The organism is Pseudarthrobacter enclensis, from assembly GCF_001457025.1.
Taxonomy (GTDB): Bacteria; Actinomycetota; Actinomycetes; order Actinomycetales; family Micrococcaceae; genus Arthrobacter; species Arthrobacter enclensis.
This window is the reverse complement of sequence record NZ_KQ758604.1, coordinates 271540-290032: the sequence shown is the minus strand read 5'-3', so window position 1 is coordinate 290032 and position 18493 is coordinate 271540. Positions and strand designations below refer to the sequence as shown.

Genomic DNA, 18493 nt, shown 5'->3' with positions numbered 1-18493 from the left:
CGGTCCCACCGCCGTGCTTCCGCAGGCCTCCGGCCAACGAAGGTGGGATATAGTTCCCACGTATTGCGGCAGGCACCCTGCCCGCCGGACGCCGTACAAAGGACCAGCAACTGTGACTCGACGAAGAGGCATGTCCCTCGCGGGGCAGTACCTGGTGCTGCAGTTGCTGATTGTCCTGGCGGTCCTGGTGGCGGTGGTGGCCATCTCCCTGGCACAGTCCGCTGCCGCGTTCGAACGCGTCGAGGGCCGCCGCGCCCTGTCCGCGGCCGAGGCGCTTGGCGCCAATCCGGCGGTCCGCGAACTGCTTCCCACAGCGGAACCCCGCGGCGGCGCCGCCCTGCCCGCCGTCGCGGAATCCGTGCGCATCGTCTCAGGCTCATCCCAGGTGGCCCTCGCCCGCAAGGACCGGACCGTGGTGGCGGCCTCGGATCCCGGCCTGCTGGGACAGCGGCTGGAACTGGGCGAAAGCCGGGTCATGGAAGGGCGCGCCTGGACCGGCGTGCTGACCCCCGGCGGCACGGCCGTGCTGTCCGCCCATGTCCCCGTCCTCGCCGACGACGGCAGCATGATCGGTATCGCCTCCATCAGCCGCAACTATCCCACCACGCTGGAACGCCTCGGTGATGCGGTACCCAACCTGTTGACCTATGTGGGGGTGGCGAGCGTCCTCGGCGTCGCCGGTTCGTTCCTGCTCTCCCGCCGGGTCAAGCGGCAGACCCTGGGCATGGAACCGAGCGAGATCACCGGCCTGGTGGAGAACCGTGAGGCCATGCTGCACGGCCTGAAGGAAGGCGTGGTGGCCCTCGATCCGCACGAGCGGATCACTGTTGCCAATGACAGTGCGCGGGAACTCCTGGGCCTGCCGGCGGACTGCGTCGGCCGGAAGCTGGCGTCCCTTCCCGTGGACCCGGCACTGAAAGTGGTCCTCACCCGGGAACAGCCGGACCCCGACCGGCTGGTGCTGGTGGGGGAGCGGCTGGTGGTGCTGAACCGGGTGCCCATCCGGTCCCGCGGCCGGGAGATCGGTTCCGTCACCACCCTGCGGGACAGGACGGAGCTGTCCTCCCTGGAACAGGAACTGGGTGCCACCCGGACCGCCACCGACACGCTGCGAGCCCAGGCCCATGAGTTCGCCAACCAGCTGCACGTGATCTCCGGACTCATCCAGATCGGCGACTACGATTCCGTGGTCCAGTTCGTCAATGGGGCCACCGTGGACAGGACCCGGCTCAACGACGAGGTGACCGGCCGGATCAAGGACCCGGCCCTGGCCGCCCTCCTGATCGCCAAGTCGAGCCTCGCAACCGAGCGCGGCGTGGCCCTCCAGCTTGACCCCGAATCCGCGCTGCCGCCCGTGGATGACGACCTGTCCCGTGACCTCGTGACAGTGGCCGGGAACCTGGTGGACAACGCGTTCGACGCCGTCTCCGGGCTCCCGCAGGCAGCTGTCCGGGTCCTGGTGGAAGACGGGGAGGGGCGGGTGACACTGACGGTCCGGGACAACGGGCCCGGGGTGCCGGACGGTGCCGAGGAACAGATCTTCCGGCAAGGGTTCACCACCAAGGAGCACCGGAGCGAGGGCGGCCGGGGCTTCGGCCTGGCGCTGTCCCGCGTGGTGTGCCGCAGGTCGGGCGGGGACCTCACGGTGGCCAACGACAACGGGGCGGTCTTCACCGCCGGCTTCAACAAAGGTGCACGCACATGATCAAGGTCCTGATCGTCGATGACGACTTCATGGTGGCCAAAGTCCACGCCGGCTTCATCCAGCGCAGCCCCGGCTTCACGGTGGTGGGAGCCGCGCACACCGGCGCGCAGGCCGTCGTCGAAACCGAAAGGCTCCGGCCGGACCTGGTGCTGCTGGACATCCACCTCCCGGACATCAACGGCCTGGACCTGATGCACCGGCTGCGGGAGGTGGCTCCGGAGCTCGATGTGCTGGTGATCAGCGCTGCCCGCGAAGTGGAAACGGTGAGGAAGGCGCTGCGCGGCGGGATTGTGCATTACCTGATCAAGCCCTTCTCGCAGGCGGACCTGCAGGAGCGGCTGGACCACTACCGCAGCGCCTACCACGGCCTGGATTCGTCCAAGGACGTGGCGGAACAGTCGGACGTCAACAGGGTCTTTGGCCTCGAAAGCGCCGCCGCCCACGGGCGGCCGCTGCCCAAGGGCTGCAGCGTGGAGACCCTCGCGCTCGTCGAAGGGGCACTGAAGACGGCCGACGGCGATGTGTCGGCTGCCGAGGTTGCCGAACAGTTGGGCACGTCCAGGGTCAGCGCCCGGCGCTACCTCGAGTACCTCCACGATGAAGGGCTGCTGGAAGTACGGCTGAAGTACGGAGTGGGCCGTCCCGAGCGCAGGTACGTGCTGAAGTCCTGACCGGTGGCCCGGGCTGGATGCCGGTTCGGCCGATGGTCAGCGCAGGAGGGTGTCCACCAGCCGTGCCGCCACCCGGGCGGTCCGGCTGTCCAGGTCGAACTCCGGGTTCAGTTCCGCCACGTCACAGTGCAACAGCTTGCCGCTGCGCGCCACTTGCCGGCAGACGGCACTGATGACCGGGAGCGGCACCCCGTAAGCAGCCGGGGCGCTGACGCCCGGGGCCACCGCTGCCGGCAGCACATCCAGGTCGATGGTGAGGTAGAGCACATCGATATCCGCCAGGAAAGATGCCACGAAGTCCCGAACCCGCTCCTCCGAGCAGTCCTCGTCCAGCAGGTAGCGGACCCCCAGCCGGTCTGCGGTCTCGAACAGCGCACGGGTGTTGTTGGCTTCGGAAATGCCCGCCACCGCGTACCTGAACCCACGGCCGGCAGCTGCCTCGGCCCTGGCCATCTGGAGGAACGGCGTTCCGGAGCTGGCCACGGGCTCGTCCCGCAGGTCGAAGTGGGCATCGAGGTTGAGGACGCCCAGCCGTTTGCCTTCGGTGACGGCGCGGGAGGCACCGACGCCGAGGTAGCTGGCGTAGGCGGTCTCATGGCCGCCGCCCAGCACCACTGTCAGGTGCCCGGTGTCGAGGAGGGACGCCACCGCGCGGCCCAGCCTGGCCTGCCCGCCTTCCAGGTCGCCGCCGGCCACGGCAACGTCTCCTGCGTCATACACGGCCCGGTCCAGGTGGAAGGCCAGCGGACCGAGGGCCCTTCGCAGCGCCTCCGGTGCCGCCGCCGCACCCGTCCGGCCCTTGTTGCGCCGGACGCCCTCGTCGCTGGCGAACCCGAGGATGGCGGCAGGCCGGGCAGCCGGTTGCGGGGCTTCCTGCGCGGCACCTGCCGGTCCCGTCACTGCGGGCAGCGGCGCCACCGCCTGCCACCACCGCCGGTGCTCGGGCCCGTCGCCGTCAAACCTGCCGGTCCACGGGGCGGACGGGGTGTCGACATCGGGAATGAGGGAAGTCATGCTCCAAGCTCACCGCATGCCGGCGCCGAAAGCGAGCAGGGCCGGCGTCGTCCTGTCTGGAATGCGAGAACTCCGCGCCAACCGGTCCGGCGCCGGCAGCAGGGGTTAAGGTGGAGCAATCCCGTCCGGGACGCATGACGTTGCCTGCGCCGTCCCGGCGCACCGAACAGCTGGAGAACAGCGCGTGTTTGAAGCCCCCAACATCCTTTTCGCAGCAGCGGGCGTGGCAGTGTTCGTTGCGGCGGTGCTGCCCAAGCTGCTGCGGAACATGCCGTTTTCCATGCCGATGGTCTTCCTCGGAACCGGGATGGCGGCGTTCGCTCTCATTCCCACCCTGCCCAGCCCTGATCCCGTGGCGCACGGGGACTTCGTGCTGCACCTTTCGGAAATCTGCGTGATCGTCTCCCTGATGGGCGCCGGGCTCGCCCTGGACCGCCCGGTGGGACGCAGCGGCTGGTCAACAACCTGGCGGCTGCTGGGAATCGCCATGCCGTTGTGCATCGTGGCTCTGACGCTGCTCGGGCTGTGGTTCCTGGGCCTCGGGCTCGGCGCCGCGTTGCTGGTGGCCTCCGGCCTGGCCCCCACGGACCCGGTCCTGGCCTCGGAAGTTCAGGTGGGCGAACCGGCTGACGATGAGGAGGGCACCGGCAAGGAGGACGAAGTGCGGTTCGGCCTCACCTCGGAAGCCGGGTTGAACGACGGCCTTGCCTTTCCGTTCGTGTACCTGGCCATCGCCATCAGCATCGCCGGCGCGGACCCTGCAGCATGGTTCCCTGAATGGTTCGGGCTGGACGTCCTGTGGCGGCTGGCCGCGGGCCTGCTGGCGGGGTTCCTGACCGGAAAGATGCTGGCCCGGCTCTTCTTCTCCGCGCGGACGGAGAGCCTGCGGCTGTCCAACCACTCAGAAGGGTTCGTGGCTCTGGCGGCCACCTTCCTCGCGTATGGATTGACAGAGCTGGTGGAGGGGTACGGCTTCATCGCCGTCTTTGTCTGCGCCGTGACCATCCGCGCCGCCGAACGGACACACGGATACCACCGGGTCCTGCATTCCTACGTGGAGCAGCTCGAGCGGCTCATCACCGTGGTCATCCTGGTCCTGCTGGGCGGGGCCATTGCCCGCGGACTCCTGTCCGGCATGGGCCTGGCGGAGGTGCTCGTTGCCCTGGCATTCCTGCTGCTGGTCCGGCCACTGGCGGGGTGGCTGAGCCTGCTCCGCGGGAAGACCGGACCGCGGGAAAGGATCGCACTGTCCTTCTTCGGCATCCGCGGAATCGGCTCCCTCTACTACCTGTCCTACGCGCTGGGCAAGGGCAGCTTCCCGGGAGAGGCCGAGTGGCTGTGGGGTTTTGTCGGCCTGGTGGTGGCCATGTCCATCGTGATCCACGGCGCCACCACCTCGCCCCTGATGAACAGGCTGGACCGGCTCAGGGTGAGGAAGGCCAAGGCGGTGACTGGCGACGAAGGCCTGGCTCCCAACACTCCCGTGTAGGGCCAGGCCTTCGGTGGTACGCCGCGGTGCCGTTTAGAGCATGCCCAGCGCGGCCTCGATGGGACCAATGGCGAAGAACAGCAGGAACGCTGCGGCCACGGCCCACATGAGGGGGTGGATTTCCCTGGCCTTGCCCTGGACGGTACGGATCAGCACATAGCTGATGAAGCCGGCACCGAGGCCGTTGGCGATCGAGTACGTGAACGGCATCAGCGCGAAGGTCAGGAATGCCGGGATGGCGATGCCCCAGTCCTGCCAGTCGATCTTGCCCACCTGGGACACCATCATGAAGCCGACCACCACCAGGGCGGGGGCCACTGCCTCGAACGGAACCAGGTTGATCAGGGGGGTGAAGAACATGGCCACCAGGAACAGCAGGCCGGTAACGATTGACGCGATGCCGGTCCGGGCGCCTTCGCCGATGCCCGCGCCGGCTTCAACGTAGATCTGGTTGGAGGACACCGAGGCGCCGCCGCCCACGATCGCGCCGAGGGCATCCACCTGCAGGACGCGGTCCACATCGGGGATGTTGCCGTGCTCGTCCACCGTGCCGGCCTCGTTGGCCAGGCCCACCATGGTGCCCATGGCGTCGAAGAAGATGCTGAGCAGGATGACGAAGGCCAGCAGCGTGGCAGCCACGAAGCCCAGGTGCTCGAAGGCGCCAAACGGGTTGGCCTTGCCGATCAGGGACAGGTCAGGTGCGGCCCATTCCGAGAAGGCGGGGGAAACCAGGGACCAGCCCTGCGGGTTGAAGGGCTTGTCCGGGGAGACGCTGGGGCCGATATGCAGGGTCATCTCGAGGATGACGGCCAGGACGGTGGAGGTGATGATGCCGATCAGGATGGCGCCTTTGACCTTGCGGACCACCAGCGCGATGGTGAGGACCAGGCCGAAGACGAAGACCGCCGTCGGCCAGCCCAGCAGCTTGCCGTCAAAGCCCAGGCCCACCGGCACGGTGGTGCCGGCGACGTCGGGGATGCGCCGGACAAAGCCGGCGTTCACCAGCCCGATCAGCGCGATGAACAGGCCGATGCCCACCACGATTGCCGTCTTCAGGCCATCGGGCACAGCCTTGAAAACCGCCGTACGGAAGCCGGTGAGCACCAGGATCAGCATTGTGACGCCGGACAGCACCACGAGCCCCATCATGTCCGGCCAGGTCAGGCCGGGGTTGGTGGCTACGGTGACCGCCACGAAGGCATTGACGCCCAGGCCGGTGGCCAGTGCGAACGGGTGTTTGGCCCATGCCCCCATCAGGATGGTCAGGATGCCGGCCACGAAGGCCGTCACGGCGGCCACGGCGGTGAAGCCGAGGGTGTTGCCGCTGGAATCCGCCCCGGAGAGGATGAGCGGGTTGAGCACCACGATGTAGCTCATGGCGAAGAACGTGGCGAACCCGCCGCGGATCTCGCGGGAGAGGTTGGAGCCGCGTTCGGTGACCTTGAAGTACCGGTCCAGGGCAGAGCCTTGCTTAAGCATTAGTCCTCCGGGGAATGATGTGGGGATACCTGCATCCTAAGGCGGGGGCGGTGGGACGGCCGCCAATTTCACCTAGTCTGTAAGGAAGCCAACACAAGGAGCAGTACACCCATGCGTCCCTTCCGCCGTTTCCGGGCCCTTCTGCTGGGGGCCGCCGTCCTGGCCGCCTCGCTGGGCCTTGCAGGTCCCGCCGCCGCCCACGATGCCGCCGAATCCAGCAGTCCTGCCCAGGGTTCTTCCGTCCCGGTCCCTCCGCAGCAGGTATCGGTCACGTTCAACAACAAGCCGCTGGGCCTGGGCGCGTCCTTCTCCGTCAAGGACGGCTCCGGGGCCGAATGGGCCGAAGGTCCGGTGGAGATCCTGGACAACGTGGCGTCGCAGAAGTTGCGGGCAGGCGCTCCGGCGGGCGGATACACCGTGGCCTGGCGGGTGGTGAGTTCCGATTCGCACCCGATTGAAGGAACGTTTACGTTCACTGCGGCCGCCGCCGCTGGAGGTGCGGCGGGAGCAGCCACCGGCAGCGCCGGCCCGACGGCGGGCGGAGACGTCCCCGGGATGGGCACCGCCCAGCCCGGTGCCACGGCCGCGTCCGAGGCCGGAAGTTCCGCAGAGCCCTTCCAGTGGAGCATCGTCATCTTCGCCATCGCCGCCGTGGGGCTGCTGGTAGCGCTCGCGGTCATTGCCAGGCGCCGGCTTGCCAATGGCGGCGACGAGGACGACGCCGAAGAGTAGGCGAGCGGCTGCCCTGCCGGAAGCTCCCGCAGGGCGTCAGCAGGTCAGCATGGCCAGGCTGCCCGTTGCCGGGAAGGCCACGCTGTCCGGGTTGACCTTGGCGGAGATGGCATGACCCACGGTCTTGGCCTGGCGCAGCACCTCCTTGGGGGAGGGGGTGATCAGTTCCCCCACCCCCACCAGGTAAATGCCGATCGCCCGCATCGCTGCGGCCAGGTTCCTGCCGACGGCGATGCCGAAGTCGTTGAGCATGCGCCGCAACTGGCTCTGGGCGCAGCGCGTCAGGACAATGTGGTTGGCCCTCAGGACGCCCGTCGGGGTGTGCACTTCCCAGAACGGACCGGAGGCGTCAGCCTGGCCTTCCTCCACCTTGGCCAGATGGACTGCCCGGGTGGTGGAGCGGACGTCCACGTCGTGGCTGGCTGCATAGTTGCGCAGATGCCGCATGATCTCGGTGCGTTCCTGCAGGGTGGCCGAATCAGGTGCGTCGATGCGCTGAAGCGAGGTGGTGACCGCCGGCGGTGCGGCACCAAAGGAGTCCAGGCCGTCCACCACGATCGAGTCGATTCCCCGGCGGCGCAACTCGGCCGCCACTGCGAGTCCGGACAGCCCCGTGCCAATGATCACCGTAGTGGTCTGTTCGGTCCCGGCATTTCCAGGCATGCTTGACACTGCTGTTTCCCTCCTTCGACATGTCTGCAGGTGCCGGCGTCATCACCGGCGGTGCGGTCCCGTTGCCCCAAATGCAAGGCCGCACAGTGGTGCCGGGCAGCCGTCGAACGGAAGTTACTGTCGGCGTCCCGGACCAACAATGTCCAGAAGACTACAGAACAATTCGGGCGGTGGATAGCCCAAAACGCAAAGATTCCTCAGGGGCTGAACGCGCTTTCCATGGCCTTGTGGAAAAACTGTGGATAACGTGTGGTTACGCGCCCTGAACAGGCTTGCTATGGGTTGGCGGACGCGCAATAGTGAGAATCGGAAGCGGTTCCTCTGCCGCCCGCTCCGGGCTCCGGCCGGGGGTGTGCGGAGAGGCTCCCGGTTTCTGGCAGAATGGCCCGAACATCAGGCAACAGCGCAAGGAGGCGGCCCCCATGGGCGCACACGAATTGCACCCGGATCCGGCACGCGACGGTGGTGGCACGTCCACCGCCCCCGAAGGAATCGTCGTGGGCGTGGACGGCTCCGATCACGGCCAATGCGCCCTGGTCTGGGCTGCGCGCGAGGCCAGCCGCCGGCGCCGCCCCCTGCATATCGTTACGGCCTACTCCGTACCCATCTTTGCGGCCTCCGGACTGGACGGGGGATACGCCACCGTGGACGACTCCGTCATCCGCGAGGGCGCAGAGGCCATCGTCAGGCAGGCCATGGACAAGGTGGCCGGCTACGACATCGACGTCACTGCCTCGGTGGAAAACGGGGACGCCTCAGGAGTCCTGCTGGAGATGTCCGAAACTGCCGAGCTGCTGGTCTTCGGCACCCGGGGCCGGGGCGGGTTCGTGGGGCGGCTGCTGGGCTCTGTCAGCAGCGCCCTGCCCGCACACGCCAAGTGCCCCACCGTCACTGTTCCCCTGATTTGCTCCGACCGGCTCGGTGAAACCACTGACGACAGGCGCGTCCTGGCAGAGCAGGCAAAGTCCGGCCACCAGCGGGTCGAGAACGTCGTGGTGGTGGGCGTGGACGGTTCCGAGCAGGCCCGCATCGCCGTGCTGGAGGCTGCAGACCAGGCCCAGCGCCTCGGTGCGTCGCTGCGCGTGGTCTGCGCAGTTCCCCAGTACAGCGGCTCCCTCGCCTGGGTCCCTGCCCCGATGGACCGCAAGGCGCTCTTTGCCGACATCCAGGTCACCCTGGACGCCGGCATGGCCTGGCTGCGCAGCCACTACCCGGGGCTCGACGCCACGTCCGCCCTCGTGGACGGTTCGCCGGTTGATGTCCTGGTGGGAGAAAGCAAGCACGCTGAACTGGTGGTGGTGGGGACCCGCGGGCGCGGCGGCTTCACCGGCATGCTCCTGGGATCCACGTCGGACGGCGTGCTCCACCACGCAAAGGGCCCGGTCATGGTGGTACCGGACCGTGAGGACCCCCGCCTGGCCGACCGGCCGAAGTTTGGGCCCATCCTGGGCGACGCGGACGCGGCCTGATACCGCGGAAACGCAGTACGGCAGGGACGGGCAGGGCGAGTCATGGAGCCGCCGGCAACAGCGCAGGATGGTGAGGACCGGTCCTTGCCCGGGTCCCGCTTGGTCCTGGACCTGAGGGATCTCAGGGCCGGGATGCTCGCGCAGGTGGGCGGCAAGGCTGCGAACCTCGGAGAGCTCCTGGCGGCCGGTCTGCCAGTCCCTGAAGGCTTCTGCCTCACCACCGGGGCGTACCGGATGGCCACCGGTGGTCCGGATGCGCTGCTGCCGGAGCTGGCGGCCCTGCACGCCGCCCTGCGGCCGGACCGTGCGCCCGCTGTGCAGGGGCAAGCTGCCGCCGGACCGGACATCCCCGCGCTGGCCGCCCGCGCCCGTGCCGCCGTCGCCTCCGCGCCGTTGCCGCCCGAGGTGCGTGCCGCCGTCGGGCACGCCTACGCGACGCTGGGCCCGGACGTGCCGGTGGCGGTCCGCTCCTCAGCCACCGCTGAGGACCTTCCCTTCGCGAGCTTCGCCGGGCAGCAGGACACTTACCTGAACGTGGTGGGAGCCGCCGCGGTGATCGAAGCTGTCCGGAACTGCTGGGCGTCGCTGTGGACGGACCGGGCCACCACCTACCGCGCCGGCCTGGACATCAACCCCGCCGGTGTAGCCCTCGCCGTGGTGGTGCAGCGGATGGTTGAGGTGGAGACGGCAGGGGTCCTGTTCACCGCCAACCCCGTCACCGGGCGGAGGAAGGAAGCTGTCATCGACGCCAGCCCGGGCCTGGGTGAAGCCGTGGTGTCGGGCGCGGTCAACCCCGACCACTTTGTGCTGGACGCCGTCACTGGACGGGTCCTCGAACGGCGGCCGGGAGACAAACGGATCGCCGTCGTGGCACTTCCCGGCGGGGGTACCCGGACGGTGGAAGCCGCTGCCGGGAACGGGTTCTGCCTCACCGACCGGCAGGCTGCCGAGCTGGCACGGCTGGGGCTTGCAGCCGAACGGCATTTCGGCGCGCCGCAGGACATCGAGTGGGCCGTCAGCCGGGGCGGTGAGCTCTGGCTGACCCAATCCCGCCCCATCACCACGCTCTACCCGGTCCCCCGGCGCGGTGACGGCGCCCCCGGCACCAGGGCCTTCCTGTGCTTCAGCCTCGCCCAGGGGCTGACCAGGCCCATCACGCCCATGGGGCGGGCGGCCATCCGCCTTATTGCCGCGTCCGTGGCGCGGACGGCACGGTTCACCCTGCCGGACCCGCGGCAGGGTCCACCCGCCTACGCGGAGCCCGGGCAGCGGATCTTTGTGGACTTCACCGTCCCCATCCGCAGTGCGGCGGGCCGCTGGATCCTGCCCCGGGTGTTCGATGTCATGGAGGCCCGCTCCGCCGCGGTCACGCGCCGGCTCATGGATGATCCTGCGTTCTCAGTGACGCAGCGGACGCCCCTGGGCCTGCTCCGGCGGATCCTGCCCGTAGCCGTCCGTGCGCGCGTGCCCGAAGGCATCCTGCGTGGCTTCTTCCGGCCCAGGGCCGCACTGCGCCGCCTGGACCGGTTCAGGCGCGACTATGAAGCAGCCCTTGAGCTGGAGCGCTGTGCCGGTGCGAGGCCGGGAGCAGGCGGTGCCCCTGGCGGTGCTCCCTCCAGCGCGCCCTCTGGCAGAGACCGGCTGGCGCACGCCGAAGGCCTCCTGCAGAACCGGCTGTTCGCCATCATCCCCGCAATCCTCCCGTTGGCGGCGCTTGGCTTCGCCATGCTCGGGGTGGCGGGAAAACTGCTCGGCGGGAACAGGTGGAGCGACCTTCAACCCGTCCTGCGCGGAATGCCCAACAACGTCACCACGGACATGGACCTGGAACTGTGGCGCCTGGCCGCCGCCATCCGGAATGATGCCCAGTCACGCGCTGTCTTCGCCGGCCAGGACAGCGCGGCACTGGCCGCCGCCTACCGTGACGGGAACCTTCCGCCCCGCCTGGAGGCCGGCCTGGCCCGGTTCCTGGACCGCTACGGGCACCGGGCCGTCGCCGAGATCGACGTCGGCATGCCCCGCTGGGCAGACGACCCCACCCACATCCTGGGCGTCCTGGCCAACTACCTCAGGCTCGACGACCCGGGCCTGGCACCCGACGTCCAGTTCAGCAACGCCGCTGAGGCGGCCGAAGCACAGGTGGAGCGTCTGGTTGCCGAAGCAGGCCGGCGGGGCAGGATCCGCGGCGTCCTGATGCGGGCCGTGCTGCGCAGGGCACGGCTCTTCGCGGGCCTTCGGGAACTGCCCAAGTACCAGCTGGTGCTCGGACTTGCCGAGGTGCGCCGGCAGCTGCAGCACGTCGGCTCCGCCTTGGCGGAGGCGGGCGTCCTGGCCGATCCGGCCGATATCTTCTTCCTCGACTTCGATGAGGCCGGCCGCGCCGTCGATGTCCTTGACGGCGGCAACCCCGGTGCCGGGCCGGAGCTTCGGGCCCTGGTGGAGGCCCGCCGGGCCGAATACAGCCGGGAGCTGGGGCGCCGGCACATTCCCAGGGTGCTGCTGTCCGATGGCACGGAACCCGAGGCGGCCCAGCGGTCCACGGAACTTCGTGCCGAGGGCACCCTTGTGGGCAGCCCCGCCTCAGCCGGAACGGTCACCGGAGTTGCCAGGGTCATCCTGGACCCGGTGGGCGCCCACCTGGAACCGGGCGAGATCCTGGTGGCACCCTCCACGGATCCCGGGTGGACTCCGCTGTTCCTGACCGCCGGCGGGCTGGTGATGGAGATGGGCGGAGCCAATTCGCACGGAGCCGTGGTTGCCCGCGAATACGGCATCCCCGCCGTCGTGGGAGTTCCCGACGCCACCACCAGGATCATCCCGGGGCAGCAGATCACGGTCGACGGCGGTTCGGGAACCATCGTGCCGGCCCCGCCGTCTGCCCCGCCCGGCACGGCCCCGCTGCCCGGCGCTTAGCGACAGTACCGCAGCGGCCCCTGCGGTGTGACAATCTGCCGTGTGACGAAGCCCCTACAGGCGTACGCTTGGACTATGGGCTCCGAGACCATGGGCTCCTTCACTGCGGGCTCCGACTCCACGTTCACGCCGCACCCGCCGCCGGACCGGCGCCGCGGCAACCCCGCCTTGCGGCGCTGGCTGCCAGCGCTGGCGGTACCGGCCGTCATTGCGGCGGGGGCGTTGGCCGGGACGATTCCTGCCAGCGCCGGGGATCCCCTGCCGGCGAGAACGCCGGCCGAGGTTCTGGCACTGGCCGCGTCGCACCAGGTGGAGTCCTTCTCCGGAACGGTGGAGCAATCCTCGGACCTGGGCTTGCCCGCGTTGCCCTCGACAGGTCCGGGCGCGGATCCTGCATCGGCAGGAGGAGCAGCCTCCGTGGTCGGCTTCCTGTCCGGCACGCACACCGCCAGGGTTTACGTTGACGGCAAAACCAGGGCACGCATCCAGGTGTTCGACCGCCTGGCCGAGCGGGACATCATCCGCAATGGCAACGACGCCTGGTTCTACTCATCCAAGGACAACTCCGCGGCGCACCTGGCCCTGCCGGAGCACGCCTCGGACCTGCCGCTGTCCGCGCCCGCCCAGGGACAAGATCCCTCCGCCCCGGGCCTTCCCGGTGATCCGCCCACCACGGCGGTGAAAACCCCGGAGGAACTCGCCCGGCAGCTCCTGGCCAAGGTTGATCCCACCACGGCGGTGACCACCGGCGCCGACGTGCAGGTGGCGGGCCGAACCGCCTATAACCTGCTGATCAAACCACGTTCCGACGCCACCCTGGTGGGGCAGGCCGCCATCGCCGTTGACGGCCGGACCGGAATGCCGCTCTCCGTCCAGGTCACCGCCCGGGGTGCTGCCTCGCCGGCTTTCCGCGTCGGATTCACCAGCCTGGACCTTGCCGCGCCGGACGGGTCACTCTTCACGTTCTCTCCGCCCCCGGGCAGCACAGTGAAGGAACTGGCTGTGCCCGCGGACGGACAGGCACACCACGGGCAGGGCTTCCAACCCCCAACGGTCTCCGGCACCGGCTGGGACACCGTGGTCGGGCTGCCTGCCGCGGCAGCGGGCGGAGGCGCCGCCGCGGCCCTGCTGAACGATCCTTTGCTGGCCCAGGCCGTCGTCGTCGTACCCGGCGGGCGGCTGCTGTCCACGGCGCTCGTCAATGTGCTGGTCACGGACGACGGGCGCGTCTTCACAGGCATGGTGCCGCCGGACAGGCTGCAGGCAGCCGCGTCGGCGGCCCCATGAACCCAGGCTCCCGCCCGGATACCGGGAACGCCGCGCTGACCATAGAAACGCGGGGACTGACCAAGCGGTTCGGCCACCAGCTCGCCGTGGATGCGGTGGACCTGGCCGTGCCGCCCGGCAGCGTTTTCGGCTTCCTGGGGCCCAACGGCTCAGGCAAGACCACCACCATACGGATGCTCCTGGGACTGGCGGCCGCCACGTCCGGGACAGTGAACCTGCTGGGCATGGACATGCCGGGAAGGTTCCAGGAGGTGCTGCCGCGGGTAGGTGCGCTGGTGGAAGGACCCGCGTTCTACCCTTTTCTCTCGGGATCGGCGAACCTGCACCGGCTTGATGCGGCAGGCCGCCACACCGTCCCGGCAACGCGGCGCGCCCGGGTTGACGCGGCCCTGGAACGGGTGGGGCTGGCCCATGCCGCCCGGAAGCGTGTGCACGCCTATTCGCTGGGGATGAAGCAGCGGCTGGGGATCGCCAACGCCCTGCTGTCGCACCGCGACCTGCTGGTCCTGGACGAACCCACCAACGGGCTGGACCCCCAGGGCACCCGCGAGGTGCGCCACCTGGTCCGCTCGCTGGCCCGCAACGGCACCACCGTCTTTGTCTCCAGCCACCTGCTGCCGGAGGTGGAACAGATGTGCACCCATGCCGCCGTCATGAGAGCCGGCAGGCTTGTGGCCCAGGGTTCCCTGGCCGAGCTTCGCCGCGCCGGCAGCACCCGCGCCCGCATCCTCACGCCCGACGCCGGCGACGCGCGGAAGGTCCTGCTCCACCTGGGGCTGGAGCCCGCGGACGCTGCCGCCCAGGCTGAGGGTGGCGTCCTGGTGGCTGACCTTGACGGCAGCATCCCCGCGGAGGATCTCGTGGCCCACCTGGTGGCCGCCGGAGTCCGGGTGCGCGGATTCACCGTCGAACGGGAGAGCCTTGAGGACCGGTTCGTGGCGCTGACGGGGGAGGGGTTCGACGTTGCCCAGTAGCGTTCCCGCAGAGGTTCCCGGTGCACCGGCCGTGCCGGACCTCGCGCTGCCGCGCCGGTCCGGGCTGTCCCTGATGGTGTCCGAACTGAGGGTCCTGTTCGGCCGCCGCCGCACCTGGGCATTGCTGCTGGCGCTCGCCGCCATCCCCATCCTGATCGCCGTCGCCGTGCGGCTCTCCTCCTCCGTTCCTGCCGGCCGAGGCCCCGCCTTCCTGGACCGCATCACGCAGAACGGGCTGTTCGTGGCCTTTACCGCCATGCTGGTATCGGTTCCGCTGTTCCTCCCGCTCACCGTGGGGGTGGTGGCGGGAGACACCATCGCGGGCGAAGCGAACATGGGAACCCTCCGGTACCTCCTGGTGGCACCAGCGGGGAGGGTGCGGCTCCTGCTGGTCAAGTACGCCGCAGCGCTCACGTTCTGCATCGCGGCGCCCCTTACCGTGGCCGCCGCCGGGGCGGCGGCCGGAGCCGCGCTCTTTCCGGTCGGCCCCGTCACTCTGCTGTCAGGTGACGTGATCCAGCCCGGGGAAGCGGGACTCCGGATGCTGCTGATTGCTGCGTACCTGGCGGTTTCACTTGCCGGGCTGTCCGCCATTGGCCTGTTCCTGTCCACCCTGACGGTGGTGCCGGTGGGTGCCATGGCAGCCACCGTGGTGGTATCCGTGGTTTCCCAGGTGGCCGATCAGCTGCCTCAACTGGAGTGGCTGCACCCGTGGCTCTTCAGCCACTACTGGCTGGGATTCGGGGACATGCTGCGCCAACCGGTCCTGTGGGACGCTTTTGGCCGGAACGCGTTGCTGCAGACCGGCTATATCGCTGTGTTCGGTGCGCTGGCCTACGCCCGCTTCACCACCAGGGACGTGCTGAGCTGACGGCCACGGCCGGCGGGCTGTGAGGCCCTTGTCCTAGTAGCGCGCCACGTAGGGGTGCAGCTGCATGCCCGCCATGGCGCTGAGCTGGGTGACTCCAATGCCTTCCTGCGGGTTGAGGGCCTGAACCACCTGACCGTTCCCCAGGTAGATGGCCACATGGTAAAAGTCCGGGCCGGAGCCCCACACCAGCAGGTCACCTCTCCGTGCCTGGGACAGGGGAACGTGGACGGGTGCTGCCGCGTACTGTTGCCCGGCGGTTCGGGGCAGGTACTTCCCGGCGGACGCAAAGGCCGTCTGCACCAGGCCTGAGCAGTCAAAACCCGTGGGCCCGGTGCCGCCCCACTGGTAGTGGTAGGGCGCACCCACCTTGCTGAGTGCCACGGAAATGGCTGTTTCCAGGGTCCCTCCACCCGTCGGCGGAGCCGGTGCCGGTGCTGGCGGCGGCGCCGGGATGGAAGGCGCCGGAGGCGCCGGGGCAGGAGCTGCCGGTGCCGGAGCTGGAGCCGCCGGCGCGGGAGCGGACGGCGCGGCAGGCGCGGGAGCGGGCGGGGCGGCAGGCGCGGCTGGCGCGGGAGCGGGGGCGGCCGGAGCAGCGGGTGCCGGGTTCGCCGGGACCGCCGCCGGTGTGCCGGCCGGCTGCGCCGGGCCTGCCGGGTTGGTGCCCGTACCTTCATCTGCCGTGGCTGATGCCGCGGCCGCGACGGCTGCGAGGCGTGCTTCGGCCCGCTGGCGTTCCAGCGCGTCAACGCGGGCGGACTCCAGTTCGGCCGTGGTGTTGCGCAGCTGCGCGAGCTGGTCCACCAGGACAGTCCGGCGGGCCTGGGTATCGGCCACCACCTGTGCCTGTGCCGTGTTGGCCTGGTTGGCGGCCGTCTTCCGCGCCTCAGCCGTCCGGGCCGCGTCATCGGCCGCCTTGGTGGCGTCCTCCGCGGCGGCCGTCAACGCCCGGGACGCCGCAGCAGCGGTCTCCGCGGCGTCGAAGGCCCGGCTTCGGCTGGCGGAGAGCGCCTGCAGGGTTGCGGCCTGCTGGAGGCTTTCGCCGTTGCCGCTCACCAGGGTTCCCAGCGTCGGGTTCAGCCCTCCGTTGCGGTAGAGGTCCCCCGCCAGCTGACCCACTTGTTTGCGGGTTTTGCCCTGCTCCTCCTGCGCGGCCGCGGCACGGGCGGATGCAGCCAAGGCAGCATCGGTCCGCTGCTGCAGTTCCACCAGGGCCTCGCTGTAGGCGTTGTTGGCCTGCATGGCCGCGGTGAAGGCAGCCTGCCGGGCATCGGATGCGTCGCCAAGGATGCGTTCGATCGCCGACACCTGGTCCGCCGTCGCCGCTTCGCTTGCTTTCGCCGCGGCAATGTCCTCGGCGGACGGGATGGCGGGCGCGGCAGGCGCAGCCGGCGGAGCGAGGGGAGCGGCCCCGGCGGGCAGTCCTGCCGACCCAAGAAGGACGACGGCGGCGCACAGCACGGCCGCCGGGCGGCCGGCAGCAGCAGGGAACCCGGGCAACAACCTCGGCATGGGCACAAACCTCGCAGCGCTTGGGGCTGGGAGTGAGGCCCTGGTGGTGACACACGGCAGTGTTCCTCGGCAGCTCGCCAGCACGTCCGAGGCTACGTCACCCTTTGCGCAATGGCAACAGGTGTCACATCAATAACAGTAATCACACATGGCTGAGTGCAGGTGACGGTGCGTACGGCGTGTCGTGGGATTCAGCCCCACCCCAGCTCATGCAGCCGCTCGTCCGATATCCCAAAATGGTGTGCCACCTCATGGACCACCGTCACTGCCACCTCGTGGATGACGTCCTCCCGGGAAGCGCAGATCTCCAGGATGGGTTCCCGGTAGATCGTGATGCGGTCCGGCAATGACCCCGCGTCCCACCAGGAGTCCCGCTCCGTCAGGGGGACGCCTTCGTAAAGCCCAAGCAGGACGGTGTCAGGGTCTTCCCCTGGACCCGGCACGTAGTCGTCCTCGATGAAGACGGCCACGTTGTCCATGGCCGCGGCCAGCCTGGCCGGGATGCTGTCCAGGGCATCGGAGACTGCGGCCTCGAACTCGTCCGGGGACATGCTGAAGCCCAGGGGTTCGTGCGGGCCCTCCGGAACGATGGGAAGGCCTGGGGGAAGGCTTGCGGGCATACTCCGACTTTAGTCCCGGGCGCCCCGTGCGCGGGACCGTGTCCGGCGGCGGGTCAGGCTGACGCCCACCAGGCAGACCAGGCCGCCCACCAGGCCCCATGTGGTGGGGATTTCGCCCAGCAAGAGCCAGGAAATCAGCACCGTTGTGCCGGGCACCAGGTAGGTTGTGGCAGCCAGTTTGCCCGCATCCACCAGGGACAGCGCATAAGCCCACGTGGTGAAAGCAATCGCCGTCGGGAAGACCCCCAGGTACACCAGCCCCGCGGTGGCGGCGGGAGGGGCCGCCTGCACTTCGGACACCAGTTGCCCGGCGAACGGCAGGCAGCAGGCCGCGCCCACCACGATCCCGAACCAGGTGGCCTGCGCCGCCGGGAACTTCCGCAGGACCGGTTTCTGGATGATGACGCTGACCGCGGCGAGTACCGCGGCCAGGAGGCAGAGCAGCACGCCGGCAACGTCCGCCGTCGGGCTTTCCCCGTGGGCGCCGGGCTGCCCGGAGCCCAAGGCGATGAGCGCCACGCCGGCAAAGGCGATGGTGCTCCCGATCAGCAGCCACCGCGGGAAGCCTTCCTTGAGGAAGATGCCTGCCATGATGGCCACCAGAATGGGATTCACATTGATGAGCAGTGCGCTCGTGCCCGCGTCCAGGACGTGCTCCGCGGCATTCAACGCAACGTTGTAGCCCCCAAACCACATGACCCCGTAGGCCACGATCGGCCACCATTCCCGCCCCCGGGGGACAAGCCGGCTTTTGATCAGCTTCGGCAGCGCCACGAAGCCCAGTACGACGGCGGCAACCGCCAGCCTGCCCAGCGTCAGCGAGCCGGGAGAGAAGTGGGGCCCGATGGCGCGGATTCCCACGAATGCCGACGCCCACAGCACCACGGTGGCCACCATGGCCGCGATTCCCAAGGCGGTGACAGGAGCCGCCGCCGACGGTGCGGCGGGCTTTCTCATGGAAACTCTGGAGGGCATGAAGCCAATGTAGCCGTGCGGCACCCTGCGGGACTGGCGGAAATCGGTCACGTGTGGCCAACATCCTGCCAAAGTTGTTCCGGAGTCTCCCTTGGCGGGGCGGCAGTGGGCGG

General features: G+C 69.4%; 15 protein-coding genes. 9 read left to right on the top strand and 6 right to left on the bottom strand.

Annotated elements, in window-relative coordinates:
• Positions 1-130: 130 nt before the first annotated feature.
• Positions 131-1705 carry a sensor histidine kinase gene (locus AS031_RS15255; protein WP_058268997.1) on the top strand — a complete coding sequence of 525 codons (1575 nt, stop codon included), beginning with the start codon at positions 131-133 and terminating at the stop codon, positions 1703-1705.
• The gene (locus tag AS031_RS15250) at positions 1702-2376 is read left to right on the top strand and encodes a response regulator (RefSeq protein WP_058268996.1); all 675 of its coding nucleotides are present in this window, start codon (positions 1702-1704) and stop codon (positions 2374-2376) included. Before AS031_RS15255 ends, AS031_RS15250 begins: the two co-directional genes overlap by 4 nt.
• A gap of 36 nt (positions 2377-2412) precedes the next feature.
• Here the strand turns inward: AS031_RS15250 and hutG are convergent, their stop codons facing one another.
• Complete coding sequence (hutG, locus tag AS031_RS15245) at positions 2413-3390, bottom strand: formimidoylglutamase (RefSeq protein WP_058268995.1); 978 nt, start codon at positions 3388-3390, stop codon at positions 2413-2415.
• 184 nt (positions 3391-3574) lie between these two features.
• Here hutG and AS031_RS15240 point away from each other — a divergent pair, with 184 nt between their 5' ends.
• A complete protein-coding gene (locus tag AS031_RS15240; RefSeq protein ID WP_058268994.1) occupies positions 3575-4879 on the top strand; it encodes a cation:proton antiporter in 1305 nt (434 codons plus the stop codon).
• 33 nt (positions 4880-4912) lie between these two features.
• Here AS031_RS15240 and AS031_RS15235 read toward each other — a convergent pair whose 3' ends face one another.
• The gene (locus tag AS031_RS15235; protein WP_058268993.1) at positions 4913-6358 is read right to left on the bottom strand and encodes an NCS2 family permease; all 1446 of its coding nucleotides are present in this window, start codon (positions 6356-6358) and stop codon (positions 4913-4915) included.
• Positions 6359-6469: 111 nt separating this feature from the next.
• Between AS031_RS15235 and AS031_RS15230 the strand changes: the two genes are divergently transcribed.
• The gene (locus AS031_RS15230) at positions 6470-7090 is read left to right on the top strand and encodes a copper resistance CopC family protein (RefSeq protein WP_058268992.1); all 621 of its coding nucleotides are present in this window, start codon (positions 6470-6472) and stop codon (positions 7088-7090) included.
• 36 nt (positions 7091-7126) lie between these two features.
• On the opposite strand, the gene AS031_RS15225 is transcribed toward AS031_RS15230, so the two are convergent.
• Entirely contained in the window at positions 7127-7753 is a 627-nt protein-coding gene (locus AS031_RS15225) for an FAD-dependent monooxygenase (RefSeq protein ID WP_058268991.1), read from the bottom strand.
• A gap of 431 nt (positions 7754-8184) precedes the next feature.
• Here AS031_RS15225 and AS031_RS15220 point away from each other — a divergent pair, with 431 nt between their 5' ends.
• The 5 genes from AS031_RS15220 (at position 8185) to AS031_RS15200 (ending at position 15276) form a co-directional block, all read left to right on the top strand.
• Positions 8185-9231, top strand: a complete 1047-nt coding sequence (locus AS031_RS15220; protein WP_058268990.1) for a universal stress protein — start codon at positions 8185-8187, stop codon at positions 9229-9231.
• A 42-nt stretch (positions 9232-9273) separates the two neighbouring features.
• Positions 9274-12144 (top strand): PEP/pyruvate-binding domain-containing protein, encoded by a 2871-nt coding sequence (locus tag AS031_RS15215; protein WP_058268989.1) that lies wholly within the window; start codon positions 9274-9276, stop codon positions 12142-12144.
• A gap of 75 nt (positions 12145-12219) precedes the next feature.
• Positions 12220-13431: a LolA family protein gene (locus AS031_RS15210; protein ID WP_228379650.1), complete on the top strand. Its 1212-nt coding sequence runs from the start codon at positions 12220-12222 to the stop codon at positions 13429-13431.
• Entirely contained in the window at positions 13428-14405 is a 978-nt protein-coding gene (locus tag AS031_RS15205; protein ID WP_058268988.1) for an ABC transporter ATP-binding protein, read from the top strand. Before AS031_RS15210 ends, AS031_RS15205 begins: the two co-directional genes overlap by 4 nt.
• Positions 14395-15276, top strand: coding sequence for an ABC transporter permease (locus AS031_RS15200; protein WP_228379649.1), 882 nt, complete (start codon positions 14395-14397; stop codon positions 15274-15276). Before AS031_RS15205 ends, AS031_RS15200 begins: the two co-directional genes overlap by 11 nt.
• Positions 15277-15309: 33 nt before the next feature.
• Here AS031_RS15200 and AS031_RS15195 read toward each other — a convergent pair whose 3' ends face one another.
• From AS031_RS15195 to AS031_RS15185, 3 genes are all read right to left on the bottom strand, one after another.
• A complete protein-coding gene (locus AS031_RS15195) occupies positions 15310-16785 on the bottom strand; it encodes a C40 family peptidase (RefSeq protein ID WP_058268987.1) in 1476 nt (491 codons plus the stop codon).
• A gap of 191 nt (positions 16786-16976) precedes the next feature.
• Positions 16977-17405 carry a metallopeptidase family protein gene (locus tag AS031_RS15190; RefSeq protein WP_058268986.1) on the bottom strand — a complete coding sequence of 143 codons (429 nt, stop codon included), beginning with the start codon at positions 17403-17405 and terminating at the stop codon, positions 16977-16979.
• A gap of 9 nt (positions 17406-17414) precedes the next feature.
• Positions 17415-18380 (bottom strand): DMT family transporter, encoded by a 966-nt coding sequence (locus AS031_RS15185; RefSeq protein ID WP_058269050.1) that lies wholly within the window; start codon positions 18378-18380, stop codon positions 17415-17417.
• Positions 18381-18493 lie beyond the last annotated feature (113 nt).